The organism is Pantoea sp. VS1 (assembly GCF_002207995.1).
Classification (GTDB): Bacteria; Pseudomonadota; Gammaproteobacteria; order Enterobacterales; family Enterobacteriaceae; genus Pantoea; species Pantoea dispersa.
Map to the genome: position 1 here is coordinate 142,815 of NZ_NHZE01000013.1, position 24,349 is coordinate 167,163.

Annotated in this window: 18 protein-coding genes and 7 tRNA genes; 3 read left to right on the forward strand and 22 right to left on the reverse strand. The window is 56.6% G+C overall.

Features of this window, described 5'->3' with window-relative positions:
• Positions 1 to 6: 6 nt before the first annotated feature.
• Positions 7 to 2,589, reverse strand: coding sequence for a leucine--tRNA ligase (leuS, locus tag CBW22_RS06680; protein ID WP_058769436.1), 2,583 nt, complete (start codon positions 2,587 to 2,589; stop codon positions 7 to 9).
• A 221-nt stretch (positions 2,590 to 2,810) separates the two neighbouring features.
• Here leuS and CBW22_RS06685 point away from each other — a divergent pair, with 221 nt between their 5' ends.
• Positions 2,811 to 3,293 carry a zinc ribbon-containing protein gene (locus tag CBW22_RS06685; protein ID WP_021508577.1) on the forward strand — a complete coding sequence of 161 codons (483 nt, stop codon included), beginning with the start codon at positions 2,811 to 2,813 and terminating at the stop codon, positions 3,291 to 3,293.
• A 436-nt stretch (positions 3,294 to 3,729) separates the two neighbouring features.
• On the opposite strand, the gene CBW22_RS06690 is transcribed toward CBW22_RS06685, so the two are convergent.
• The 9 genes from CBW22_RS06690 to miaB form a co-directional block, all read right to left on the reverse strand.
• Positions 3,730 to 4,455, reverse strand: a complete 726-nt coding sequence (locus CBW22_RS06690; protein WP_058757895.1) for an amino acid ABC transporter ATP-binding protein — start codon at positions 4,453 to 4,455, stop codon at positions 3,730 to 3,732.
• Positions 4,456 to 5,133: a glutamate/aspartate ABC transporter permease GltK gene (gene gltK, locus CBW22_RS06695; RefSeq protein WP_088516285.1), complete on the reverse strand. Its 678-nt coding sequence runs from the start codon at positions 5,131 to 5,133 to the stop codon at positions 4,456 to 4,458. It lies immediately after the preceding gene.
• Positions 5,133 to 5,873: an amino acid ABC transporter permease gene (locus CBW22_RS06700; protein WP_021508574.1), complete on the reverse strand. Its 741-nt coding sequence runs from the start codon at positions 5,871 to 5,873 to the stop codon at positions 5,133 to 5,135. The genes gltK and CBW22_RS06700 overlap by 1 nt, the downstream gene beginning before the upstream one ends.
• Before the next feature lie 161 nt (positions 5,874 to 6,034).
• The gene (locus CBW22_RS06705) at positions 6,035 to 6,928 is read right to left on the reverse strand and encodes a glutamate/aspartate ABC transporter substrate-binding protein (RefSeq protein WP_021508573.1); all 894 of its coding nucleotides are present in this window, start codon (positions 6,926 to 6,928) and stop codon (positions 6,035 to 6,037) included.
• A gap of 436 nt (positions 6,929 to 7,364) precedes the next feature.
• Positions 7,365 to 8,891, reverse strand: a complete 1,527-nt coding sequence (gene lnt / locus CBW22_RS06710; protein WP_058769439.1) for an apolipoprotein N-acyltransferase — start codon at positions 8,889 to 8,891, stop codon at positions 7,365 to 7,367.
• 4 nt (positions 8,892 to 8,895) lie between these two features.
• A complete protein-coding gene (corC, locus tag CBW22_RS06715) occupies positions 8,896 to 9,777 on the reverse strand; it encodes a CNNM family magnesium/cobalt transport protein CorC (protein WP_088516286.1) in 882 nt (293 codons plus the stop codon).
• 82 nt (positions 9,778 to 9,859) lie between these two features.
• On the reverse strand, positions 9,860 to 10,333 hold the full coding sequence (gene ybeY, locus CBW22_RS06720; protein WP_010616134.1) for an rRNA maturation RNase YbeY: 474 nt from the start codon (positions 10,331 to 10,333) through the stop codon (positions 9,860 to 9,862).
• Complete coding sequence (locus tag CBW22_RS06725) at positions 10,330 to 11,403, reverse strand: PhoH family protein (protein ID WP_058769440.1); 1,074 nt, start codon at positions 11,401 to 11,403, stop codon at positions 10,330 to 10,332. Before CBW22_RS06725 ends, ybeY begins: the two co-directional genes overlap by 4 nt.
• A gap of 205 nt (positions 11,404 to 11,608) precedes the next feature.
• Positions 11,609 to 13,033 (reverse strand): tRNA (N6-isopentenyl adenosine(37)-C2)-methylthiotransferase MiaB, encoded by a 1,425-nt coding sequence (gene miaB / locus CBW22_RS06730; protein WP_088516287.1) that lies wholly within the window; start codon positions 13,031 to 13,033, stop codon positions 11,609 to 11,611.
• Between the two features lie 594 nt (positions 13,034 to 13,627).
• Here miaB and ubiF point away from each other — a divergent pair.
• Complete coding sequence (ubiF, locus tag CBW22_RS06735; RefSeq protein WP_088516288.1) at positions 13,628 to 14,800, forward strand: 3-demethoxyubiquinol 3-hydroxylase; 1,173 nt, start codon at positions 13,628 to 13,630, stop codon at positions 14,798 to 14,800.
• A 106-nt stretch (positions 14,801 to 14,906) separates the two neighbouring features.
• Here the strand turns inward: ubiF and CBW22_RS06740 are convergent.
• The 12 genes from CBW22_RS06740 to nagB form a co-directional block, all read right to left on the reverse strand.
• A tRNA-Gln gene (locus CBW22_RS06740) sits at positions 14,907 to 14,981 on the reverse strand.
• Between the two features lie 28 nt (positions 14,982 to 15,009).
• Positions 15,010 to 15,084 (reverse strand) — tRNA-Gln (locus CBW22_RS06745).
• 7 nt (positions 15,085 to 15,091) lie between these two features.
• A tRNA-Met gene (locus CBW22_RS06750) sits at positions 15,092 to 15,168 on the reverse strand.
• A 29-nt stretch (positions 15,169 to 15,197) separates the two neighbouring features.
• Positions 15,198 to 15,272: transfer RNA gene (locus CBW22_RS06755), tRNA-Gln, on the reverse strand.
• A gap of 34 nt (positions 15,273 to 15,306) precedes the next feature.
• Positions 15,307 to 15,381, reverse strand: a tRNA-Gln gene (locus CBW22_RS06760).
• 21 nt (positions 15,382 to 15,402) lie between these two features.
• Positions 15,403 to 15,487, reverse strand: a tRNA-Leu gene (locus CBW22_RS06765).
• 7 nt (positions 15,488 to 15,494) lie between these two features.
• A tRNA-Met gene (locus tag CBW22_RS06770) sits at positions 15,495 to 15,571 on the reverse strand.
• A 216-nt stretch (positions 15,572 to 15,787) separates the two neighbouring features.
• A complete protein-coding gene (asnB, locus tag CBW22_RS06775; RefSeq protein ID WP_058757891.1) occupies positions 15,788 to 17,455 on the reverse strand; it encodes an asparagine synthase B in 1,668 nt (555 codons plus the stop codon).
• Positions 17,456 to 17,794: 339 nt separating this feature from the next.
• Complete coding sequence (locus CBW22_RS06780) at positions 17,795 to 18,547, reverse strand: HAD-IIA family hydrolase (RefSeq protein WP_021508565.1); 753 nt, start codon at positions 18,545 to 18,547, stop codon at positions 17,795 to 17,797.
• A 41-nt stretch (positions 18,548 to 18,588) separates the two neighbouring features.
• Positions 18,589 to 19,809, reverse strand: coding sequence for a DNA-binding transcriptional regulator NagC (gene nagC / locus CBW22_RS06785; protein ID WP_058757890.1), 1,221 nt, complete (start codon positions 19,807 to 19,809; stop codon positions 18,589 to 18,591).
• Between the two features lie 7 nt (positions 19,810 to 19,816).
• Entirely contained in the window at positions 19,817 to 20,965 is a 1,149-nt protein-coding gene (nagA, locus tag CBW22_RS06790; RefSeq protein ID WP_059012584.1) for an N-acetylglucosamine-6-phosphate deacetylase, read from the reverse strand.
• Between the two features lie 58 nt (positions 20,966 to 21,023).
• Positions 21,024 to 21,824: a glucosamine-6-phosphate deaminase gene (gene nagB, locus CBW22_RS06795; RefSeq protein WP_031279884.1), complete on the reverse strand. Its 801-nt coding sequence runs from the start codon at positions 21,822 to 21,824 to the stop codon at positions 21,024 to 21,026.
• A gap of 343 nt (positions 21,825 to 22,167) precedes the next feature.
• Here nagB and nagE point away from each other — a divergent pair, with 343 nt between their 5' ends.
• On the forward strand, positions 22,168 to 24,201 hold the full coding sequence (gene nagE, locus CBW22_RS06800) for an N-acetylglucosamine-specific PTS transporter subunit IIBC (protein WP_058758041.1): 2,034 nt from the start codon (positions 22,168 to 22,170) through the stop codon (positions 24,199 to 24,201).
• Positions 24,202 to 24,349: the final 148 nt, after the last annotated feature.

Genomic DNA, 24,349 nt, shown 5'->3' on the forward strand with positions numbered 1-24,349 from the left:
CTGAACTTAACCTACGACCAGGTTAAGCAGTTTGCCAGGGACATAAATCACTTTACGAAGGGTGACGCCATCCAGATATTTCGCCACCAGATGCTCCTGTGCCGCACGCGCCTGCACCTGTTCCTGCGTCGCATCCGGCGCCACGGTAATTTTACCACGCACTTTACCGTTGACCTGCACCACCACCAGCAGCGAATCCTCTACCATTGCCGCTTCATCGGCAACCGGCCAGCTGGCGTCGTCGATGCTGCCTTCGCCACCCAGTGCCTGCCACAGCACGTAGCTGGCGTGCGGGGTGAATGGATAGAGCAGGCGCGTTACGGCGACCAGCGCTTCCTGCATCAGGGCGCGATCCTGTTCGCTCTCCTGCGGTGCGCGCAGCAGTTTGTTCATCAGCTCCATGATCGCCGCAATCGCGGTGTTGAAGGTCTGACGACGGCCGATGTCATCCGCCACTTTGGCGATGGTTTTGTGCAGATCGCGACGCAGCGCTTTCTGCTCATCGTTGAGCGCGTTGACATCCAGCGCCACGGTCGCGCCTTTGGCCACGTGATCGTACGCCAGCTTCCACACGCGTTTCAGGAAGCGGTTAGCGCCTTCCACGCCTGACTCCTGCCACTCCAGCGTCATTTCCGCCGGGGAGGCAAACATCATGAACAGACGCACGGTATCTGCGCCGTAACGCTCAACCATCAGCTGTGGGTCGATGCCGTTGTTTTTGGACTTCGACATTTTGCTCATGCCCGCGTAGATCACTTCGCGGCCCTGATTGTCGATGGCTTTGGTGATGCGGCCTTTTTCGTCGCGCTCGACGTTAACGTCAACCGGAGAAACCCAGTTGCGCTCGCCGTTGGCACCGACGTAGTAGAAGGCGTCTGCCAGTACCATGCCCTGGCACAGCAGGCGTTTGGCCGGCTCGTCAGAATTGACCAGGCCCGCGTCGCGCAGCAGCTTGTGGTAGAAGCGGAAATACATCAGGTGCATGATGGCGTGTTCGATACCGCCCACATACTGATCGACCGGCAGCCAGTAGTTCGCTGCCGCCGGATCCAGCATGCCTTCGTTGTAGTTCGCACAGGTGTAACGCGCGTAGTACCACGATGATTCCATAAAGGTGTCGAAGGTGTCAGTTTCACGCAGCGCCGGCTGACCGTTGACGGTGGTTTTCGCCCACTCCGGATCGGCTTTGATTGGGCTGGTGATACCGTCCATGACCACGTCTTCCGGCAGAATTACCGGCAGCTGATCTTCTGGCGTTGGCATTACGGTGCCATCTTCCAGCGTCACCATCGGAATTGGCGCACCCCAGTAGCGCTGGCGTGACACACCCCAGTCGCGCAGGCGATAGTTTACTTTACGCACGCCGACGCCTTTGGCCGCCAGCGCATCGGCGATGGCGTTGAAGCCGGCGTCGTGGTCCAGACCGTCAAACTCGCCGGAGTTGAACAGCGTGCCTTTTTCGGTCATCGCCGCGGCGCTGATATCCGGCGCGGTACCGTCGAGGTTGAGCACCACCGGCTTGATGTTGAGATCGTATTTGGTGGCGAATTCCCAGTCGCGCTGGTCATGACCCGGTACGGCCATCACGGCACCGGTGCCGTACTCCATCAGCACGAAGTTAGCGACCCAGACTGGAATCTCTTCGCCCGTCAGCGGATGGATAGCGTGCAGGCCGGTGGCCATGCCTTTCTTCTCCATCGTGGCCATGTCCGCTTCGGCGACTTTGGTGTTGCTGCATTCAGCAATGAAGTCAGCCAGCGCCGGGTTGTTGACGGCAGCCTGGCGCGCCAGAGGATGACCGGCTGCCACGGCGACATAGGTTGCCCCCATGAAGGTGTCCGGACGGGTGGTGTAAACCGTGACTTTTTCCGCGCTGTTGGCCACGTCAAAGGTGATCTCGACACCTTCAGAACGGCCAATCCAGTTGCGCTGCATGGTCTTAACCTGCTCCGGCCAGTCTTCCAGCTTATCGAGGTCGTTGAGCAGCTCTTCGGCGTAATCGGTGATTTTCACGAACCACTGCGGGATCTCTTTGCGTTCGACTTTGGTGTCGCAGCGCCAGCAGCAGCCATCGATCACCTGTTCGTTCGCCAGTACGGTCTGGTCGTTCGGGCACCAGTTGACCGCGGAGGTTTTTTTGTAGACCAGACCTTTTTCGTACAGTTTGGTGAAGAACCACTGTTCCCAGCGGTAATACTCAGGCTGACAGGTCGCCAGTTCGCGACTCCAGTCATAGCCGAAGCCCAGCAGTTTCAGCTGGTTTTTCATGTATTCGATGTTGTCGTAGGTCCAGGGTGCTGGCGCAGTGTTGTTTTTCACCGCCGCCCCTTCGGCGGGCAGGCCAAAGGCATCCCAGCCAATCGGCTGCAGGACGTTTTTGCCCAGCATGCGCTGGTAGCGCGCAATCACATCGCCAATGGTGTAGTTACGCACGTGGCCCATGTGCAGGCGGCCAGAAGGATAGGGCAGCATAGACAGGCAGTAGTATTTCTCTTTGCCTTCCTGCTCGGTCACTTTGAAGGTTTCGTTTTCGTCCCAGTGCTGCTGGACGCGGGATTCTATCTCTTCCGGGCGGTATTGCTCTTGCATGGCTGCCTGTGGTCCTTGTGAAATCGTTTTTTAAACACTTTTGATCCGCATAGCATACCCATAAGGCCGCCCCTCAACAACAATTGACGCCCTTCGGCGGCGTGATTTGTGCCGAATGCGCCAGCGCTTTCACCCTTTTGCGATTTCCTCTGCGCTAAGCGCAGCAAATATGGCAAAGCGGCTAAACTTAACTCAGCATCCGCAGCGGAAAGGAGAACAAAATGAATAATGTGGCGCAGGAGTATCGTGCAACGGTAGCAGCATTAACCCAGCGGCTGGAGCGTGGCGAGCGTGATGTCGACGCACTGGTCGCCGAGGCGCGTAGTGCGCTGCTGCAGAAACAGACGCTGACCACCGCCGAAGTCGACGAGGTCATGCGCGCGGTGCGGCGCGACTTGCACGAGTTCGCGCTCAGCTATCAGGAATCCAGCGAAGCGCTCGGCGATTCAGTGTTTCTGCGGGTGATCCGTGAAAGCCTGTGGAAAGAGCTGGCCGATATCACCGATAAGAGCCAGCTGGAGTGGCGCGAAGTGTTTCAGGATCTGCGGCATCACGGCGTGTATCAGAGCGGCGAAGTGGTGGGGCTGGGCAATCTGGTGTGTGAAAAGTGCGGCTTTACCCGGGCGATTTACACCCCGGAGAGCCTGACGCGCTGCCCGGAGTGCGGCCACGATCAGTTCCAGCGTCAGCCGTTTGAGCCCTGAATTATCACCGTGCTCTGAAGCAAAAAAAGTATTGCTGCTGAAGGCGTGCGGACTGTCAGAAGGGAACCTGAACACGCCCGGATCGGCAAAACCCGCATCCCTGCGTGCCTCGACACGCGGCATCCCTGCCACGTGACGTCCGGCTTAGTTCAGGATCCCTTCTGCCGTAAAAAAGCAGGTGCGGCGGTATGCGCGCATTTAGTCACCGCGATGATGAAGCTTAATGGTGCGCAAGGCATAGCGACTTGCGGCAGCCTCCGCGCCAGGGAAGGCGCGGCGGCAGGCTCCAGGAGGATTCATGCCGGTGCGGCAAGACGCTATGCCTTGCGCAGTCGGGTACCGCATCACAGCAGCAATATATCGATTTTGGTGAAATGCAGGAGGGGCAAGATAAGCCCTGACGCTGGCGGTCCGTGGACCGCCAGCATTGTGAGTATTAGTGCAGGATTTTCGCCAGGAAGTCTTTGGCACGGTCGGACTGCGGATTGCTGAAGAAGTCATCCTTGTTGGTGTCTTCAACGATCTTCCCTTCATCCATAAAGATGACGCGATTCGCCACTTTGCGTGCAAAGCCCATCTCGTGCGTCACCACCATCATCGTCATGCCCTCGTTGGCTAACTCCACCATGACGTCCAGCACTTCGTTGATCATCTCCGGATCCAGCGCGGAAGTCGGTTCATCGAACAGCATGGCGATAGGATCCATGCACAGCGCACGGGCGATGGCGACGCGCTGCTGCTGACCGCCAGACAGCTGACCAGGGAATTTCTCCGCATGCGCCGCCAGACCCACGCGCTTCAGCAGGGCAAGGCCCTTATCGCGCGCGGCAGTTTTGTCGCGCTTCAGCACTTTCACCTGTGCCAGCACCAGGTTATCAATGATGCTGAGATGCGGGAACAGTTCGAAGTGCTGGAACACCATGCCCACTTTGCTGCGCAGTTGGGCGAGATTGGTTTTTTTGTTGTTCACCTCGGTACCGTTCACCTGAATGCTGCCCTGCTGCACAGGCTCCAGCCCGTTCACCGTTTTAATCAGCGTCGATTTACCCGAGCCGGACGGTCCGCAGACCACCACTACTTCACCTTTCTTCACTTCGGTGGAGCAGTCGGTCAGCACCTGAAAGTGCCCATACCACTTAGAAACATTTTTCAGGCTAATCATTTAAACCGTCCTTTTTCTTTTCAGATAACTGACCAACAGCGAAGCGCTCAGGCTGATCACGAAGTAGACCAGACCGGCAAACAGAACCATTTCTACCTGGGTACCGTCACGTTCACCGATGGTGGACGCGGTGCGGAAGAAGTCCGCCAGGCTTAACACATACACCAGCGAGGTGTCCTGGAACAGCACGATGCCCTGCGTCAGCAGCAGCGGCACCATGGCGCGGAACGCCTGCGGCAGGATGATCAGCTTCATCGACTGCCACTGCGTCATACCCAGCGCCAGCGCCGCGTTGGACTGGCCGCGCGAGATGCTCTGGATACCGGCGCGGATAATCTCCGAGTAGTAAGCGGCTTCAAACAGCGCAAACGCCACCATGGCGGAGATCAGGCGGATATCGGTTTTTGGCGACAGCCCAAGCACCTGCTGCAGGAAGCTGGGAACCACCAGATAGAACCACAGCAGCACCATCACCAGCGGCACCGAGCGGAACAGGTTCACGTACAGTTTGGCGAACCAGCGGACCGGGGCGAACGCGGACAAGCGCATCACCGCCAGAATGGTGCCCCAGATAATGCCAAACACTACCGCCACTGCCGTGATTTTCAGCGTAATGATCATGCCGTTAAGCATATAGGGCAGGCTGGGCGGAATCGAACTCCAGTCAAAATCGTACATTATTTGCCTCCCAGGTTGCCGGGCAGGCGGATTTTGCGTTCTACCAGACTCATAATCAGCATGATCACCAGGTTAATACCGACGTAGGCCAGGGTGATAGCGGTGAAAGATTCATAGGCATGCGCCGAGTAATCCAGCAGCTTGCCCGCCTGCGCCGCCAGGTCGACCAGACCGATGGTAGAGGCGATGGCGGAGTTCTTCACCAGGTTAAGCATTTCCGAGGTCATCGGCGGCACAATCACGCGGTAGGCGTTAGGCAGCAGCACGTAGCGGTAGGTCTGCGGCAGCGTCAGGCCCATCGCCAGACCGGCGTTTTTCTGGCCGCGCGGCAGCGACTGAATCGCGGCGCGCACCTGCTCACACACGCGTGCGGCGGTGAACAGACCGAGACAAATGGTTGAAGAGAGGAAAAACTGGATGTTCGGGTCCAGTTCAGCCTTAAACCACATGCCGAGCTTCTCCCCGACCAGTTCTGGCGCCACCAGATACCAGAAGAAGAACTGCACGATCAGCGGGATATTACGAAACAGCTCCACGTAGCAGGTGCCAATCGTGGACAGCCAGCGATTAGGCACGGTACGCAGAATGCCAAAGAAGGAACCTACCAGGAAGGCGATAATCCAGGCGCAGCAGGAGACCGCGACGGTCACCTGAAATCCGGACCACAGCCAGCCGAGGTAAGTCGTATTGCCGAACGGAGCCTGCTGTAAAAAGATGCCCCAGTTCCAATCGATACCCATAACGAGCTCCGGTAAAAAAAGGGTAGCGAGGCTACCCATAAGATTGTTGAGCGGTGTCTTGTGTCCTGCTTCAGGGGAACGGCCTGTTACAGTCTGTCTGTCCGCACCGCGTGTTCAGCAATCGAGAGGGCAGCGGTGCCGCCCTTGTTTTCATTGTTAATTCAGAGTGCTTTGTCGTTCGGTGCTTTAAACAGCGCCTGCATGTCAGAAGACAGCTCGAAGTTCAGGTTCAGGTTCTTCGGCGGAATTGGCTGTTTGAACCAGGTATCGAACCATTTGGTGGCTTCACCCGATGTCTGCGCTTTGGCGATGGTGTCATCCATCAGCTGTTTAAACGGCGCATCGTCTTTACGCAGCATGCAGCCGTAGGCTTCTTTGGACTGCGGCGTGCCAGTGATTTCCCAGTTATCCGGTTTCTTCGCCTTGGCACGTTCACCGGCCAGCAGCGCGTCATCCATCATGAAGGCCACTGCGCGACCGGTTTCCAGCGTGCGGAACGAGTCACCGTGATCTTTCGCGCTGATGATGCGCATATCCATTTTCTTCTCGTCATTCAGCTTGCGCAGCAGAATCTCAGAGGTGGTGCCCGAGGTGACGACCACGGTTTTGCCTTTCAGATCGGCGAAATCTTTAATGTCGCCACCTTTTTTCACCAGCAGACGCGTACCGATGATGAAGATGGTGTCAGAGAACGCCGCCTGCTGCTGACGTTCTACGTTATTGGTGGTCGAGCCACACTCGAAATCGTAGGTGCCGTTCTGCAGCAGCGGAATACGGTTTTGTGAGGTGATCGGCAGCATTTTGACCTGCAGATCCGGCTTATTCAGTTTCGCTTTGATGGCGGCAACAATGGCGTTGGAGTAGTCCTGCGAATAGCCCACCACTTTCTGCTGGTTGTCGTAGTAAGAAAAGGGAACGGATGACTCACGGTGCCCCACGACAATCACGCCACTATCATTAATTTTTTTCAGGGTGCCGGTGAGATCTTCCGCCTGGGCCGCGCCCGCTGCTGCGCCCAACAGCAGAAGCGATAATGCCACTTTGCGAATCTGCATGTTCCTACTCCTTCGTGTGAATGTTGCGCAGAACATAAACTGCGCAGATTGTGATGTTGTGTGTATTTCCTGCTGCTTTTTTAATTATCCCTTAGCGCAACTGCGCGCAGGATAGTGATTAACATAGCGAATTGTTAACGTAATGAAACAAAAAAGTTTGTTTTTTGCGAGCCGCTCCGCACCAATAAGAGGCAAAAAACAGCCTCTGCGCCAATTAAGTGCGCTTCGGTGCCAGATAATGGTGCGCAAACAGGGCATTACGCTGACAAATCACCGATGTTGCTAAAACCACTGAAATAATTAGCAATGATCGTGCCAGTACGCGGAGAGCGGGCAAAAAGGCAGCAGAAAGTGGCGGTGACTAAGGATAAAGGGAGCGGAAAACTGCGCAGAAAAAAGGCGAAGCCTGCGCTTCGCCTGGTGAGAGGGCGGGATATCAGGCGCGGCGGCGTAAAATCGCCAGCACGATGCCCGCCAGCGTCAGCAGCCATACCGGCCAGATACCGACGCGTGCATACGGCGTTTCCCCGCTGGCAGGCGTGACTGTTGCGCTCAGCACTTCGCGGGTGAACTGCGGGATGATGTTCTCCACGTCTCCCTGCGCATTCACCACTGCGGTAACACCGTTGTTCGTTGAGCGCAGCAGCGGGCGACCCAGCTCCAGCGCACGCATGCGTGCCATCTGGAAATGCTGCCACGGACCAATCGAATGACCGAACCAGGCATCGTTCGACACCGTCAGCAGGAAGTTGGTGTCCGGACGGAAGTTGGCGCGCACCTGTTCGCCCAGCACGATCTCATAGCAAATGGCGCTGGTGAGATTGTAGCCCGCCACTTTCAGCTGAGGCTGCAGGTAGGCGCCACGGCTGAACGAGGACATCGGCAGGTCGAAGAACGGCGCCAGCGGACGCAGCAGACCTTCCAGCGGCACAAACTCGCCAAACGGCACCAGATGGTTTTTCTGGTAGCGGTTGCGGCTCTGATAGCTGTAAGGCTGCGCGCCGCCCAGCACAATTACCGAGTTGTAATCGTGATAGCGGTTATCGCTCTCCACGCGCGAATCAACAATGCCGGTGATCAGCGTGCTGCCGCGCGCGCGCAGTTCGTCATCCAGCGCATGCAGAAACGGCTGCTGATTACTCTCCAGATCGGTAATCGCCGACTCCGGCCAGATGATGATTGGCGCTTTGCCGATAAACGGCTTGCTGTATGCGGTATAGACGCGCAGCGTGGTCAGCAGCTGCTGCGGATCCCACTTCATTGACTGCGGAATATTGCCCTGCACCATCGCCACATTGACGCTGCGCTGCGGCAGCGGCTGATACCACTGCAGCATCCGCAGTGGCCATGGCAGCAGCAGCAGCGCGACGGCGATAGTCAGGTTTTTCACGCTGCGGTGGTAGCAGGCCGAGGCCAGCAGACCGGCAATCACCATTAGCAGGAAGGTGATGGTTTCCACGCCAGCCAGCGGCGCCAGGCCTTTCAGCGGCCCATCGATTTGGCTGTAGCCAAACTGCAGCCACGGAAAGCCGGTCAGCACCCAGCCGCGCAGAAACTCGGTGACCTGCCACAGCGCCGGTGCCGCCAGCGCCATGCGCCACAGCGTGGCCCGTGGCCAGAAGCGGTTCAGCAGCAGGGCAAACAGCAGTGGGTAAAGCGCCAGATAGGCGGCGAGCAGCACCACGAGGAACACATTGACCGGGCCGGGCATGCCGCCAAACGTCGCAATGCTGACGTACACCCAGTTGATGCCGCTACCGAACAGGCCAAAGCCCCAGGCAAAACCGATGCCTGCCGCCTGCGCGCTGCGGCGATCCAGCAACAGCAGCTGCAAACCAGCCAGAGAGAGCAGGGCGGCGGGCCAGAAATCATATGGGGAAAAGGAAAGGGTGCCCGCGGCACCCAGAATTAACGCCAGCAGCAGGCGAACCCGCTGCTGCGAGTAGAGAGAGGCTAATGCCATAAAATTATTCGTCTTCCAGTTGCGGTTGCGGAGAGTCTTCCGGAATTTTCACATGCACCTGGATGATACGGCGGCTGTCAGCCATCGCAACTTTGAATTGGTAACCCTCAATGTCGATGCTTTCACCGCGCGCCGGCAGATGGCCGAATCCCTGCATCACCAGACCGCCAATGGTATCGACTTCGTCATCACTGAAATCGCTACCAAATATCTCATTGAAATCCTCAATCGGCGTCAGCGCACGCACCGTATAGGTGTGGCGGTTGAGCTGGCGGATATCGCGATCTTCTTCGTCGTCATATTCGTCTTCAATTTCGCCGACGATCAGCTCAAGGATATCTTCGATGGTCACCAGTCCGGAGACACCACCGAACTCATCAATGACGATCGCCATATGATAGCGCTGCGAGCGGAACTCTTTGAGCATGCGATCGACGCGCTTGCTCTCAGGCACCACCACGACCGGGCGCAGCACTTTTTCCATGCTGAATGGCTCGGCGCTGCTGCTCATAAACGGCAGCAAATCTTTCGCCATCAGAATGCCTTCAACATGGTCTTTATCTTCGCTGATTACCGGGAAGCGCGAGTGGGCAGATTCAATAATCACCGCCAGGCACTCTTCAAGGCTCTGGTTGCGCTTCAGGGTAATCATCTGCGAGCGCGGGATCATAATGTCGCGCACGCGCTGTTCGGCAATATCCAGCACCCCTTCCAGCATGTCGCGGGTGTCCTGGTCGATCAGCTCTTTTTGCTCAGAATCGCGGATCAGCCCCAGCAGTTCGTCACGGTTTTTGGGTTCGCCGTGGAAAAGCTGATTGATTAACAGGGAGAAAAAACCCTTTTTACTACTGGGTGCGTCGTTGTTTTGAGAATGGTCGTCGCTCATGGCGTTTTTATTTAGTTCTCTCGAATGAGGGAAAGGAACTGCCGGCATCCTCGCCAGCAGCGCAATGTCCTGAACCGGCGGTTCAGGCGTCTTCTTTTTCCGAAATGTACGGATCGGGATAGCCAAGAGCAAGCATTATCTCGGTCTCGAGCGCTTCCATCTCTTCAGCTTCCTCGTCTTCAATATGGTCATAACCCAGCAGATGCAGCGTGCCGTGAACCACCATGTGTGCCCAGTGCGCTTCAGGGCTTTTGCCCTGCTCGGCCGCTTCCTGCTCAACAACCTGACGACAAATAATCAGGTCGCCCAGCAGCGGCAGCTCAATGCCCGGCGGTGCTTCAAACGGAAACGACAGCACGTTAGTCGGCTTATCTTTGCCGCGATAAGTCAGATTAAGCTCATGACTCTCCGCTTCATCGACCAGCCGTATCGTGACTTCGCTCTCTGGCTGAAACGGCGTGACCGCCGCCTCCAGCCAGCGCTGAAACGCCGCTTCTGCGGGCAGGCCGTTTTCATCGGCACACGCCAGCTGCAAATCTAAAATCACCGTGCTCATGAAGGCTCCTGCGGCGTCGGCTGGCTGGCAGGTTGAGCCGCCTGTGCTTCACGCTTACGCTCTTCCGCCAGTTTATCACGGCGTTTCTGGTCCGCTTCTTCCCAGGCTTCATAAGCATTAACAATGCGTGCGACCACCGGATGACGCACCACGTCTTCGCTGTGGAAAAAGTTGAAGCTGATCTCTTCCACATTGGCCAGCACTTCGATGGCGTGGCGCAGACCGGATTTGGTGCTGCGCGGCAGGTCAATCTGCGTCACGTCACCGGTAATCACCGCTTTGGAGTTGAAGCCGATACGCGTCAGGAACATCTTCATCTGTTCGATGGTGGTGTTCTGGCTCTCATCAAGAATCACGAACGCGTCATTCAGCGTACGGCCACGCATGTAGGCCAGCGGCGCGACTTCAATCACGTTGCGCTCCATCAGCTTCTCGACGCGCTCGAAGCCCAGCATTTCAAACAGGGCGTCATACAGCGGACGCAGGTAAGGATCGACTTTCTGACTGAGATCGCCGGGCAGGAAGCCGAGCTTTTCGCCGGCTTCGACCGCCGGACGCGTCAGCAGAATACGGCGAATCTCCTGCCGCTCCAGCGCATCCACCGCGGCGGCGACCGCCAGATAGGTTTTCCCGGTCCCGGCCGGCCCAATGCCGAAGGTGATGTCGTGATCGAGAATATTGGCGATGTACTGCGCCTGGTTTGGCGTACGCGGTTTAATCACGCCGCGCTTGGTCTTGATGTTTACCGCTTTACCGTACTCCGGCACGCTGTCAGCCGTCTGCTCCAGCACGCGACTCTCTTTGATCGCCAGATGGATCTGATCCGGTTCAATGTCCGGGATCTGGCCGCGCACCGGCGCGGTATCAACGTACAGCGAACGCAGAATATTGGCGGCCGCCTCGACACTCAGCGCACGGCCGACCAGCTTAAACAGGTTGTCGCGGCGATTGATCTCAATGCCCAGACGGCGCTCCAGCTGTTTTACGTTGTCATCAAACGGACCGCACAGGCTCATCAGTCGACGATTGTCTGCCGGTTCAAGGGCGATTTCACGAGTTTCGATATTCAAATGAATCCTTTGGGTCACTCAGGGCCAGTTGAAAGAAATAGCAGATACTGCACACCAGGCGTCAGCATCTTTACGGAATTATTTATGGGGTCGCGCCCGGGCGCAAGCTTCAGGGGAGATATTTGGGCGGCAGCTGCGGAAAGCAAGGGCTGCGGGATGAAACAGGCGACAGCGCGTTGTGCGCTGTCGCTCAGTAATCGCGGTCTCAAGGTTGATACAGGCCCACGCCGATCTCATCCTCTTTACGCGTACGCGCAATCACCGATGCCGGACTCTCCGCGACGCGCAGGCCCATCTCCTCTTCGGTGCGAACCACGACGCCACGCAGCGAATTGGTATAAACATCGACGATTTCGACATCAACAAATTTACCGATCATGCGCACGTCGCCTTCAAAGTTGACCACGCGGTTGTTTTCGGTACGGCCGGTCAGCTCCATCACATTCTTACGTGAGGTGCCTTCCACCAGAATACGCTGAACGGTACCAAGCATGCGGCGGCTCCATGCCATCGCCTGCTGATTGATGCGATCCTGCAAAATGTACAAACGCTGCTTCTTCTCCTCTTCCGGCACGTCGTCCGGCAGATCGGCCGCTGGCGTACCCGGACGCGCCGAATAGATAAAGCTGAAGCTGGTGTCGAAATTAACTTCGCCGATCAGCTTCATGGTCTGCTCGAAATCCTGCTGGGTTTCGCCCGGGAAGCCAATGATGAAATCTGAACTGATCTGGATATCCGGGCGCGCGGCCACCAGCTTGCGGATAATCGCTTTGTACTCCAGCGCAGTGTGCGCTCGCTTCATCAGCGTCAGAATACGATCGGCACCGCTCTGCACTGGCAGATGCAGGAAGCTCACCAGCTCCGGCGTATCACGATAAACGTCGATGATGTCGTCGGTGAACTCAATCGGATGGCTGGTGGTGAAACGAATCCGGTCAATTCCGTCAATCGCGGCCACCAGACGCAGCAGCTCGGCAAAGGTACAAATCTGGTCGTCAAAGGTTGCGCCGCGATAGGCGTTGACGTTCTGCCCCAGCAGATTCACTTCACGCACGCCCTGTGCCGCCAGCTGGGCAACTTCCAGCAGGATGTCATCGCAGGGACGGCTCACTTCCTCGCCGCGCGTATAAGGCACCACGCAGAAAGTGCAATACTTATTGCAGCCTTCCATGATCGAGACAAAAGCCGTAGGCCCTTCAGCACGCGGCTCCGGCAGGCGATCAAACTTTTCGATTTCCGGGAACGAAACGTCAACAATCGGGCTTTTGCTGCCGCGCACCTGATTAATCATCTCCGGCAGACGATGCAGCGTCTGCGGGCCAAAAACGATGTCCACGCACTGCGCGCGCTGGCGAATTTTATCGCCCTCCTGCGAAGCCACACAGCCGCCCACGCCAATAATCAGCTCAGGATTCTTCGCCTTCAGCTTCTTCCAGCGTCCCAGCAAGTGAAACACTTTTTCCTGCGCCTTCTCACGGATGGAGCAGGTATTCAGCAGCAGAACGTCTGCGTCTTCGGCTTCCTCCGTCAGGGTATAGCCGTGCGTGCTGTTCAGTAGGTCAGCCATCTTCGATGAATCATATTCGTTCATCTGACAGCCCCAGGTTTTGATATGCAGTTTTTTGTTCATTGAACTAGCCATTGATTCTGAGCAGAGAAGTGCAGGGCGCGTATTGTAATGCTTTGGCGCGGGTGTGACCAGCATGCCCGTCATACTTCGCACGCCTGGTGCGTTGGCTACGCGCGGCTCCCCCGGTCACTTACTGATGTAAGCTCCCGGGGAGATCCTTGCTTGCCGCCTTCCCGGCGCACGAATTATTTAGGGCATGATGCCCGGTTATATTTCACACGCCAGGTACGTTGGCTGCGTGCGGCTCCCCCGGTCACTTACTGATGTAAGCTCCCGGGGAGATCCTTGCTTGCCGCCTTCCTGGCGCACGAATTATTTAGGGCATGATGCCGGTCATACTTCGCACGCCAGGTGCGTTGGCTGCGCGCGGCTCCCCCGGTCACTTACTGATGTAAGCTCCCGGGATGATCCTTGCTTGCCGCCTTCCCGGCGCACGAATTATTTAGGGCATGATGCCGGTTATATTTCGCGCGGCTGAGCCGTCTGAAGCACAAGGTTAGCAGGGCTTTTCTGCTGGTGCGGTAAATTTCCGGTACACTTTGCCACATAGAGTGCTGCCGCAAGGCGTCACGGCAATCAGAAGGATAAGAGTCAATGCAGGATTCACAGTTTGATGTGGTGGTGGTGGGCGGCGGCATGGTCGGTGCCGCGCTGGCCTGTGGTCTGGCGCAGCAGCAGTTTCGCGTGGCGGTGATTGAGCGTGCCGAGCCGGCTGCGTTTGACGCCAGCCTGGCGCCGGATATACGCATCTCTGCAATTGGTGCGTCATCGGTGGCGCTGCTGCGCCAGCTCAATGTCTGGCCGCGTGTCCAGGCGATGCGCAGCGCGCCCTACCGCAAGCTGGAAACCTGGGAGTGGCAAAGCGCGCACGTCACCTTTGACGCCGCTGCACTGGGCATTCCCGAGCTGGGCTATATGGTGGAAAACAGCGTGCTGCAGCGCGCGCTGTGGGAGCAGATGCAGCAGGATGGCGTAACGCTGCTGTGTCCGGCCTCACTGCAGGCGTTACAGGCGCACAGCGGCGGCTGGCAGCTACAGCTGGATGACGGGAGCACGCTGGATAGCCAGCTGGTGGTGGGGGCCGATGGTGCTAATTCGCGCGTGCGACAGCTCGCGGGTATCGGCGTGCGCGGCTGGAACTATGCGCAATCCTGCATGCTAATTAGCGTTGAGTGTGAACACGAGGCCGGCGATGCCACCTGGCAGCAATTTACGCCGGACGGACCGCGCGCGTTTCTGCCGCTGTTCGATCGCCACGCTTCGCTGGTGTGGTACGACACGCCGGCGCGGATCCGTCAGCTGCAAAATCTGCCGCTCAGCCAGCTGGCCAAAGAAGTACAGGCTAACTTCCCGGCGCGTGTCGGCCGCTTCCAGGTGAAGAACGCGGCGTCGTTTCCGCTGGTGCGCCGCCATGCCACACGCTACGTGCTGCCGGGCCTGGCGCTGGTCGGTGATGCTGCGCACACCATCAATCCGCTGGCCGGGCAGGGGGTTAATCTCGGCTACCGCGATGTGGATGCGCTGATTGATACGCTGGTGGACGCGCGCAGTCAGGCGCAGCGCTGGGCATCGCTGCCGGTATTGCAGCGTTATCACCGTCAGCGCTACAAAGATAATTTGCTGATGCAGGGCGGTATGGATCTGTTCTACTTCGCCTTTAGCAACGCGCTGCCGCCGCTGCGTGTGGTGCGTAACCTTGGACTGATTGCGGCTGAGAATGCTGGCGTGCTCAAGCGTCAGGTGCTGCGTTACGCGCTGGGGTTGTAAACACACCGGGCGCCGCAATCGTGGCGGCGCCATCTGTTGTATAAGGCGTGAAATTGAGGAACGACAAAAACAACAAAGCCCGCAAAAGCGGGCCTGTTGTGCAATTTGGCTGGGGTGCAGGGATTCGAACCCCGGAATGCCGGAATCAGAATCCGGTGCCTTACCGCTTGGCGACACCCCAATAGGTGTTTGGTCAAATTGTCTTTGTATGGCTGGGGTGCAGGGATTCGAACCCCGGAATGGTGGAATCAGAATCCACTGCCTTACCGCTTGGCGACACCCCAATTTGTTTGGTGGCTACGACGGGAATCGAACCTGTGACCCCATCATTATGAGTGATGTGCTCTAACCGACTGAGCTACGTAGCCAGATTGTACTGCTTTACTGCACCCGATGATGGCTGGGATACCTGGATTCGAACCAGGGAATGCCGGTATCAAAAACCGGTGCCTTACCGCTTGGCGATATCCCATTCGTCGACTCGTATCCACGAGAGTGCATCGGATTGGCTGGGGTACCTGGATTCGAACCAGGGAATGCCGGTATCAAAAACCGGTGCCTTACCGCTTGGCGATACCCCATCCGGCTGCCGAAGACTGAAATGGTGCGGGAGGCGAGACTTGAACTCGCACACCTTGCGGCGCCAGAACCTAAATCTGGTGCGTCTACCAATTTCGCCACTCCCGCAAAAAGATGGTGGCTACGACGGGAATCGAACCTGTGACCCCATCATTATGAGTGATGTGCTCTAACCAACTGAGCTACGTAGCCATCTTTTTTCGCGTTACCTTCATCGGCGTTGCGGGGCGCATTATGCGTATTGAGCTTTGTAGCGTCAACAAATTTTTTGCCGTTTTTTGCCTTAACGCGCCTGTTTGTCTGGCTTGTAACCAGGCTGATGATTTATTCGGCAATTTTCGATCGTATCCGCGTCAGATGCAAGAAAAAGGGGCCACAATGGGCCCCTTATACGCACAAAGAAAATGCTTATTTGTACGCTGACTGATGCACGCCTACTGCACGTCCTGACGGATCGTCCATCGATTTAAACGCTTCATCCCACTCAATGGCTTTCGCTGACGAACAGGCCACGGAGGGACCGCCCGGCACGCACTCTGCCGCGCTTGGCAGTGGGAACAGCTCCTCAAAGATTTCGCGGTACAGATACGCTTCTTTCGAGGTTGGCGTGTTGTGCGGGAAGCGGAAATGTGCGGTCGCCAGCTGCTGCTCGCTAATCTGCTTCGCCGCCACTTCTTTCAGCGTGTCAATCCAGCTGTAGCCTACGCCATCAGAGAACTGCTCTTTCTGACGCCACGCCACGCTCTCCGGCAGGTAAGAGGAGAAACATTCACGCAGAATGTGTTTTTCCATTTTGCCGTTGCTGCCGCACATTTTGTCTTCCGGGTTGATGCGCATCGCGACATCAAGGAATTTCTTATCAAGGAATGGCACACGTGCTTCCACGCCCCACGCCGACATCGCTTTGTTAGCGCGCGCGCAGTCAAACATGTGCAGCGCCAGCAGCTTACGCACGTTTTCTTCGTGGAACTCCTGGGCGTTCGGTGCCTTGTGGAAGTAGAGGTAACCGCCAAACACTTCATCCGCACCTTCACCGGACAGCACCATTTTGATGCCCATCGCTTTGATTTTACGCGACATCAGATACATTGGCGTCGACGCGCGAATGGTGGTCACATCGTAGGTTTCGATGTGGTAAATCACATCGCGAATCGCATCCAGACCTTCCTGCACGGTGAAGTGAATTTCATGGTGCACGGTACCGAGGTGATCGGCCACCGCCTGCGCCGCTTTCAGATCCGGCGATCCTTCCAGACCGACGGCAAACGAGTGCAACTGCGGCCACCATGCATCGCTCTTGTCCTGATCTTCCACACGTTTGGCGGCATAGCGCTTGGTCACCGCAGAGATGATGGAAGAGTCGAGGCCGCCGGACAGCAGCACGCCGTACGGTACGTCTGACATCAGGTGACTCTTCACTGACTCTTCCAGCGCGTGCTTCAGGCCAGCGGCATCGGTGGTGTTTTGCGCCACGGCAGCAAAATCCATCCAGTCACGCTGCCAGTAACGACGGATTTCGCCATCGGTGCTGGAGAGGTAGCTTCCCGGCGGGAACTCTTTGATGCTGCGGCACACCGGCACCAGCGCTTTCATTTCAGAAGCAACATACAGGTTGCCGTGCTCATCGTTGCCCATATAGAGCGGAATAATACCGATGTGATCGCGGCCAATCAGATACTGCTGTTTGACGCTGTCCCACAGAATGAAGGCGAACATGCCCTGCAGGTCATCGAGGAAGTCGAGGCCTTTTTCCTGATACAGCGCGAGGATGACTTCGCAGTCTGAACCGGTCTGGAACGCGTAGCGATCGCTCAGTTCCGCGCGCAGCGCCTGGTGGTTATAAATTTCGCCGTTAACAGCCAGTACGTGGGTGTGATCCGCGTTGTACAGCGGCTGGGCGCCGTTGTTCACGTCAACGATGGACAGGCGCTCGTGCACCAGAATGGCTTTCTCATCAGCGAAGACACCTGACCAGTCCGGGCCACGGTGACGCATCAGACGGGAACATTCCAGCGCTTTCTTGCGCAGTTCAACAGGATCGGTCTTCAGATCCAGCACACCAAAAATCGAACACATAACTGACTCCTGATCTCACCCTGTGGCGATGTTATTGACTTGTTTGTCCGGCAGCCTGCGCTGCGTGATGTATAAGAAAATGCGCTAATTGATGGTGGTAACGCAAGCGAAATCACCAAATACTGATAAAAACATTGTTGGCATGAAGTAATGTTGAATTTTATTCAAAAAATTAACGATTAAATTAGATGGCGTCTAATGAATTGTCAGAAGTGATGGTTTTGTGCGCAGCCGATGAGATCGCGTCAGCGGCTGAATCACAGCGGTGTGCCAGACAGATAAAAAAGCCCTGCACACCGTAACGGCGAGCAGGGCCATAAGCAGACAGCATGACGCTAATCAGAACAGGTCGATATCAGCCACGGAAGGGTAGATCCAGTCCGGACGGAACGGCATGGCGTCGATATCGCTCAGCGTAGAGACGCCGGACAGCACCAGAATGGTTTCCAGACCGGCCTGGAAGCCAGCCAGAATATCGGTGCGCAGGTTATCGCCCACAATCACCGTCTCTTCTGAATGCGCATGCATTTTATTCAGTGCGGCGCGCATGATGTAAGGGCTGGGCTTACCGACATAAAACGGTTTGCGGCCGGAAATGGTTTCGATACCGGCACAGAGCGCGCCACAGGCCGGCACAAAGCCGCGTGCGTGGGTATCAGGATTGGTCGCGATAAAACGTGCACCGTTGGCCACAAAGAAGGCGGCTTTATGCATCATCTCCCAGTTAAACGATCGCGTCTCGCCGACGATGACGAAATCCGGGTTGACGTCAGTGATGGTAAAACCGGCCTTATACAGTTCATGAATCAGCGCGCCTTCACCAATCACGTAGGCTTTTTTGCCCTCCTGACGACGCAGGAAATCCGCGGTGGCCATGGCGGAGGTGTAGAACACCGAATCCGGGATGTCGACGCCGGCGTTGGCAAAGCGGTTGGCCAGATCCTGCGCGGTTTGTGACGGATAGTTGGTCAGTACCACCAGCGGCATCTCTTTTTCCAGAATGCGCTGCAGGAATTCGTTTGCGCCTTTCACGGCGGTATTGTCGTGCATCAACACGCCGTCGATGTCACAGATTACGCTTTTGATGGTCATAGATGGCTTCCGGTCGGGCCTGCCAGCCGGCAGGCTTTCTATTATTCTTCCAGCAGGTGCTGCAGCAGAATGCCATTCAGCATAGCGCGTTTTGCCAGCGCGAAAGCGCCAATTGCCGAACGATGGTCCAGCTCAGACCGCACCACAGGCAGATTTTTGCGAAACGCGTTCAACGCCTGGGTGTTAATGCAGCCCTCAATCGCCGGGAACAGCACTTTATCGGCATCGGTAATTTCGCCGGCCAGCACTACTTTTTGCGGGTTAAACAGGTTAATGGCGATAGCGATCGCTTTGCCGAGATAGCGGCCAACGTACTCGATCACTTCGCAGGCCAGCGCGTCGCCCTGATTGGCGGCGCGGCAGATTTGCGGCATCTGGCAATCATCCAGCGTCAGGCTGCTGGGATAACCCTGATTGAGCAGGTGGCGCACGCGGTTCTCAATCGCGCCGTTGGCGGCGATGGTTTCGAGGCAGCCAAAGTTGCCACAGTGGCAGCGTTCGCCGAGCGGATCGACCTGAATGTGGCCAATCTCACCCACGTTGCCATTGCTGCCGAGGAAAATGTGGCCGTTCGCGATGATGCCGGCGCCGGTTCCGCGGTGTAAACGCACCAGAATGGAGTCCGCACAGTCGCGGCTTGCACCGAAATAGTGCTCAGCCAGCGCCAGGCTGCGGATATCGTGTCCGACAAAACTGGTGACGTTAAAGCGTTTTTTCAGGCTCGCCACCAGCGGCCAGTGGCTGACGGCAATGTGCGGCATGTAGCGAATGATGCCGTTAATCGGGTCGACCAGCCCCGGGAGGATCACCGCGATAGCGATCAGCTCATGAATTTTACGCTGGTGCGTGCTCATAAAGGCACTGATGGCGTTGAACAGCGCGTTCTCCAGCGTCTCCTGGGTGCGCTCCGGCAACGGATAATCTTCCTGCGCCAGCGATTTTCCGCTGAGATCGAACAGCGTCAGCGTGGCATCGTTGCGCCCCAGGCGCACGCCGATGGTATGAAAGTGGCGGGTTTCGGTGATGATGGAGATGGCGCGGCGCCCACCGGTGGAGGCCTGTTGCTCCACCTCTTTGATGAGGCCGCGTTCGATAAGCTGACGGGTAATTTTGGTGACGCTGGCGGGCGCAAGCTGGCTGAGTTCGGCAATCTGAATACGCGAAATCGGCCCCTGTTGATCAATCAGCCGGTAAACAGCTGCACTGTTAAGTTGTTTGACAAGATCGACATTTCCTATTTGAGTCTGGCCGCCAGTGGTCATTCAGTACTTACTCGCTGAGGACGTTGTCTCCGTTGACGAACGTCTTAGTGATTTGATAATCGCGGGTAAAGACAGTGAGGTTGGCGACTTTTCCTGCTTCCACCGTACCAAACTGCCTTTCCACACCCATTGCCCTTGCCGGATACAGGGTCGCCATGCGCAGCGCTTCGTCCAGCGCGATACCACAATGTTCCACGCTATTCTGCACCGCTTCAATCATCGTCAGCGCAGATCCGCTCAGGGTACCGTTCTCATCTACGCACAGGCCGTCGCGATAGTATATTGTTTTACCTGCAAAAATGAATTGATCAATCGACGCACCGGCCGGCGCAGTGGCATCGGTCACCAGCACCAGTTTGTCGCCTTTGATTCGTTTTGCATTGCGCACGTTAGCGTAATTGACATGTAAACCGTCTGCAATAATGCCGCAGTATACATCAGGCGAATCAAACAGCGCACCGATAAGACCTGGCTCACGACCGCTAAAAGCGCTCATGGCGTTATACAGGTGGGTGGCAAAGGTGACGCCCGCGCTGATGCCCGCTTTGGCTTCGGCATAGGTGGCATTGGAGTGACCAGACGACACAATAATCCCGGCGTCACGCAGCTGGCGAATCACCGCGCTGCCCGCATTTTCCGGCGCCAGCGTAACTTTGGTGATGACGTCAGCGTTGGCGCACAGGAAATCCACCAGCTCCGCATCCGGCAAACGAATCAGCTGCGGATTGTGAGTGCCTTTCTTCTCTTTATTCAGCCACGGACCTTCCAGATGCAGGCCCAGCGCCTGATTCTGATGCTTCGCCAGGTAAGCACGCATGGTTTCAATCGCGCGCTTCATCAGTTCATCACTGCTGGTAATCAGCGTCGGTAAATAGCTGGTGCAGCCGGATTTTTCATTGGCACGCTGCATGATCTCCAGCGTTTCCACGCTCAGGGCATTGATGTCATCGTTGAACTGCACGCCGCCGCAGCCGTTGAGCTGCAGGTCGATAAATCCGGGAGCGATGAACGCACCAGCCACATCTTGTTGTGGAATCGCGGCGTCCAGCGCATCGCGCGGGCAGACACGCTCAATCAGGCCATTGGCAATCACCACGGCGTGATTGTCCAGAACTTCATGACCGGTAAAAATCCGGCCGTTAACTAATGCGTACATCATCTCTTCTCCCGGCTGAACCTGCTGCGCTTAACAGCAGGCTTTCTACAACGTGTTGTTACACACCCTTCATATTTTCCGCTTCCATTTCGCGGAAATATTTCACGGTTTTCACTTTCAGTTCCATGGTGGCTGGCTCATCACACACCACCACCGCTTTCGGGTGCAGCTGCAGGCAGCTGATGGTCCACATGTGGTTGACGTTACCTTCTACCGCCGCCTGCAGCGCCTGGGCTTTGACGTGGCCGGTCACCAGAATCATCACTTCTTCCGCATCCAGCAGCGTGCCGACGCCCACGGTCAGGGCATATTTAGGCACCTGATCAACATCGCCGTCGAAGAAACGCGAGTTCGCCACACGGGTGTCGTGCGTCAGGGTTTTAATGCGGGTGCGGGAAGAGAGCGAAGAAGCCGGCTCGTTGAATGCAATGTGGCCATCGTTGCCGACGCCGCCCATAAACAGGTGGATTTTACCCAGTGCGCGGATCTTCTCTTCGTATTGGCGACATTCTGCGTCAATATCTTCGGCATTGCCATTCAGAAGATTGATATTTTCTGGTTGAATATCAACGTGATCGAAAAAGTTACGGTACATAAAGCTGTGATAGCTTTCCGGATGCTCTTTCGGCAGACCGACATACTCATCCATATTGAAGGTGATCACGTGTTTGAAACTAACCTGGCCCGCTTTATGCATCTCGATCAGGTGCTTGTAGGCTTCCAGCGGCGTACCGCCGGTTGGCAGTCCCAGCACAAAGGGACGGTCTGCGCTGGGTTTAAAGGCATTGATGCGATTAACGATATGGCGTGCAGCCCATTTACCCACCTGGGTCGGTGTGGCCAAAGGGATCAGTCTCATGTCTTCACCTCAGTTAAGATTGGAAAGTTAGGGTCGCGTTTACTGCTGCAGCTGGCTGCTTATAGGGTAACCCGTTTGCGCGCTCGCGGCGTTGGAAAAGTGCGACCTGATATTTTTCATCATAAAATAAGTTTGTGGTGGTGGCTAGCATTTCGCAGTGAAAAACGTCCATTTTGGTGATTAAAGTCACAGTTGCACTGGTTTTAATTTGCGAGGCGAATTAATTTATCTTTACACTGCGCCTCGTGGTGAAGTGTGTCATCAAGGTACCGGGTGCCGGGATAATAAAATCAACCCGCATCACGGCAAAACGCCAGTCTCATAGGGGGAGAATAAGGTGAGTATTTTAGGATATCTGCAAAAGGTCGGCCGCGCGCTTATGGTGCCGGTAGCGACCCTGCCGGCAGCGGCAATCCTGATGGGGGTAGGTTACTGGATCGATCCGGACAGCTGGGGCGCAGGCAATGCGCTGGCAGCACTGCTGATCAAATCGGGTTCTGCCATCATCGACAATATGTCCGTGCTGTTCGCCATCGGTGTGGCTTACGGCATGTCAAAAGATAAAGACGGTGCAGCGGCATTAACCGGCTTTGTAGGTTTCCTCGTGGTTACTACCCTGTGTTCACCCGCCGCGGTGGCCATGATTCAGAAAATGCCGGTGGAGCAGGTGCCTGCCGCCTTCGGTAAAATCAACAACCAGTTTGTCGGCATTCTGGTGGGCATTCTCTCGGCGGAAGTTTATAACCGCTTCAGCCACGTTGAGCTGCCTAAGGCGCTGTCGTTCTTCAGCGGTCGCCGTCTGGTGCCGATCCTGGTCTCCTTCCTGATGATTGTGGTCGCCTTTATCCTGATGTACGTCTGGCCGATCATTTTCGGCGGTCTGGTGAGCTTTGGTGAGCACATTCAGAAACTGGGCTCGGTCGGTGCGGGCGTGTACGCCTTCTTTAACCGTCTGCTGATTCCGGTTGGCCTGCACCACGCGCTGAACTCGGTGTTCTGGTTCGACGTGGCAGGCATCAACGACATTCCGAAATTCCTGGGCGGCGCGCAGTCTATCGCCAACGGTACCGGCATCCCGGGTATCACCGGTCGCTATCAGGCGGGCTTCTTCCCGATCATGATGTTCGGTCTGCCGGGTGCGGCGCTGGCAATCTATCATTGCTCACGTCCGGAAAACCGCGCTAAAGTCGGTGGTATCATGCTGGCAGCGGCATTCGCCGCCTTCTTCACCGGCATCACCGAGCCACTGGAATTCTCCTTCATGTTCGTGGCACCGGTGCTGTATGTCATCCACGCCGTGCTGACCGGTATTTCGGTCTTCATCGCTGCCAGCATGCACTGGATTGCCGGTTTCGGTTTCAGTGCCGGTCTGGTGGACATGGTGCTGTCGACGCGTAACCCGCTGGCTGTGCACTGGTGGATGCTGATCCCGCAGGGTCTGGTGTTCTTCGTCATCTACTATGTGGTGTTCCGCTTCACCATTCAGAAATTCAACCTGCTGACGCCGGGCCGCGAGCTGGCTGCCGGTGATGAGACAGATGGCTACGACGTCAACGTTGATCACAGCAGCAACGGTGAGAGCGAAACCGAATCTCTGGCACGTCGCTACATCGGCGCGGTGGGCGGTTCTGACAACCTGACCAACATCGACGCCTGCATCACCCGTCTGCGTCTGAATGTGAAAGACTCGGCGCAGGTGAATGAAAGCGTGGCCAAACGCCTCGGTGCTTCTGGTGTGATCCGCCTTAACAAGCAGAGCGTGCAGATCATTGTTGGTACGCAGGCCGAAAGCATTGCGACCGCGATGAAAACCGTACTGAGCAAAGGTCCGGTAGCCGGCGCAGCGGCACCTGCTGCGGCAACCACCGCCGCGCCTGCGGCTGCTCAGCCCCAGGCCGTGCGCAACAGCGAGAAAAAGGTGATTGCAACGCTGCTGGCACCGGTCAGTGGCGAAGTGGTAGCGCTGGAAAACGTGCCGGATGAAGCTTTCGCCAGCAAAGCGGTAGGCGATGGCCTGGCGATCAAACCGAGCGATAAAACTGTCGTCGCGCCGGTGGCGGGTACCGTGGTGAAAATCTTCAACACCAACCATGCATTCTGCCTTGAAGCCGAAAATGGCGTCGAGATTGTCGTGCACATGGGTCTCGATACCGTCGCGCTGGAAGGCAAAGGCTTTACCCGTCTGGTGGAAGAGGGCGCTACCGTCACAGCGGGTCAGCCGATCCTCGAAATGGATCTGGACTTCCTCAACGCCAATGCGCGTTCGATGATCAGCCCGGTGGTGGTCAGCAACAGCGATGATTTTGCTGGTCTGAATCTGCTGGCAGGCGGTACCGTGGTAGCAGGCGTTACGCCGCTGTATGAAGTGAAAAATTAACACGTTTTGATCGTCACTGAAGGCAGGAAGCAATTCCTGCCTTTTTTGTTTTAAAACGACCAACAAACGGTTGTTTCCCTTCAGCGCTTTGTGGATCATACTCCGTTACTTCGTGGTACAAATCACCCGCTATTGTTTTGAGGATTTT

Coding starts and splice junctions, on each gene's coding strand:
- ubiF (WP_088516288.1), top strand. CDS start 13,628: ATGCAGGATTCACAGTTTGATGTGGTGGTGGTGGGCGGCGGCATGGTC.
- corC (WP_088516286.1), bottom strand. CDS start 9,777: ATGAGCGACGACCATTCTCAAAACAACGACGCACCCAGTAGTAAAAAG.
- nagC (WP_058757890.1), bottom strand. CDS start 19,809: ATGACCACTGGCGGCCAGACTCAAATAGGAAATGTCGATCTTGTCAAA.
- CBW22_RS06690 (WP_058757895.1), bottom strand. CDS start 4,455: ATGATTAGCCTGAAAAATGTTTCTAAGTGGTATGGGCACTTTCAGGTG.
- CBW22_RS06700 (WP_021508574.1), bottom strand. CDS start 5,873: ATGGGTATCGATTGGAACTGGGGCATCTTTTTACAGCAGGCTCCGTTC.
- gltK (WP_088516285.1), bottom strand. CDS start 5,133: ATGTACGATTTTGACTGGAGTTCGATTCCGCCCAGCCTGCCCTATATG.
- leuS (WP_058769436.1), bottom strand. CDS start 2,589: ATGCAAGAGCAATACCGCCCGGAAGAGATAGAATCCCGCGTCCAGCAG.
- nagA (WP_059012584.1), bottom strand. CDS start 20,965: ATGTACGCATTAGTTAACGGCCGGATTTTTACCGGTCATGAAGTTCTG.
- nagB (WP_031279884.1), bottom strand. CDS start 21,824: ATGAGACTGATCCCTTTGGCCACACCGACCCAGGTGGGTAAATGGGCT.
- ybeY (WP_010616134.1), bottom strand. CDS start 10,333: ATGAGCACGGTGATTTTAGATTTGCAGCTGGCGTGTGCCGATGAAAAC.
- CBW22_RS06685 (WP_021508577.1), top strand. CDS start 2,811: ATGAATAATGTGGCGCAGGAGTATCGTGCAACGGTAGCAGCATTAACC.
- lnt (WP_058769439.1), bottom strand. CDS start 8,891: ATGGCATTAGCCTCTCTCTACTCGCAGCAGCGGGTTCGCCTGCTGCTG.
- miaB (WP_088516287.1), bottom strand. CDS start 13,033: ATGAACAAAAAACTGCATATCAAAACCTGGGGCTGTCAGATGAACGAA.
- asnB (WP_058757891.1), bottom strand. CDS start 17,455: ATGTGTTCGATTTTTGGTGTGCTGGATCTGAAGACCGATCCTGTTGAA.
- CBW22_RS06780 (WP_021508565.1), bottom strand. CDS start 18,547: ATGACCATCAAAAGCGTAATCTGTGACATCGACGGCGTGTTGATGCAC.
- CBW22_RS06705 (WP_021508573.1), bottom strand. CDS start 6,928: ATGCAGATTCGCAAAGTGGCATTATCGCTTCTGCTGTTGGGCGCAGCA.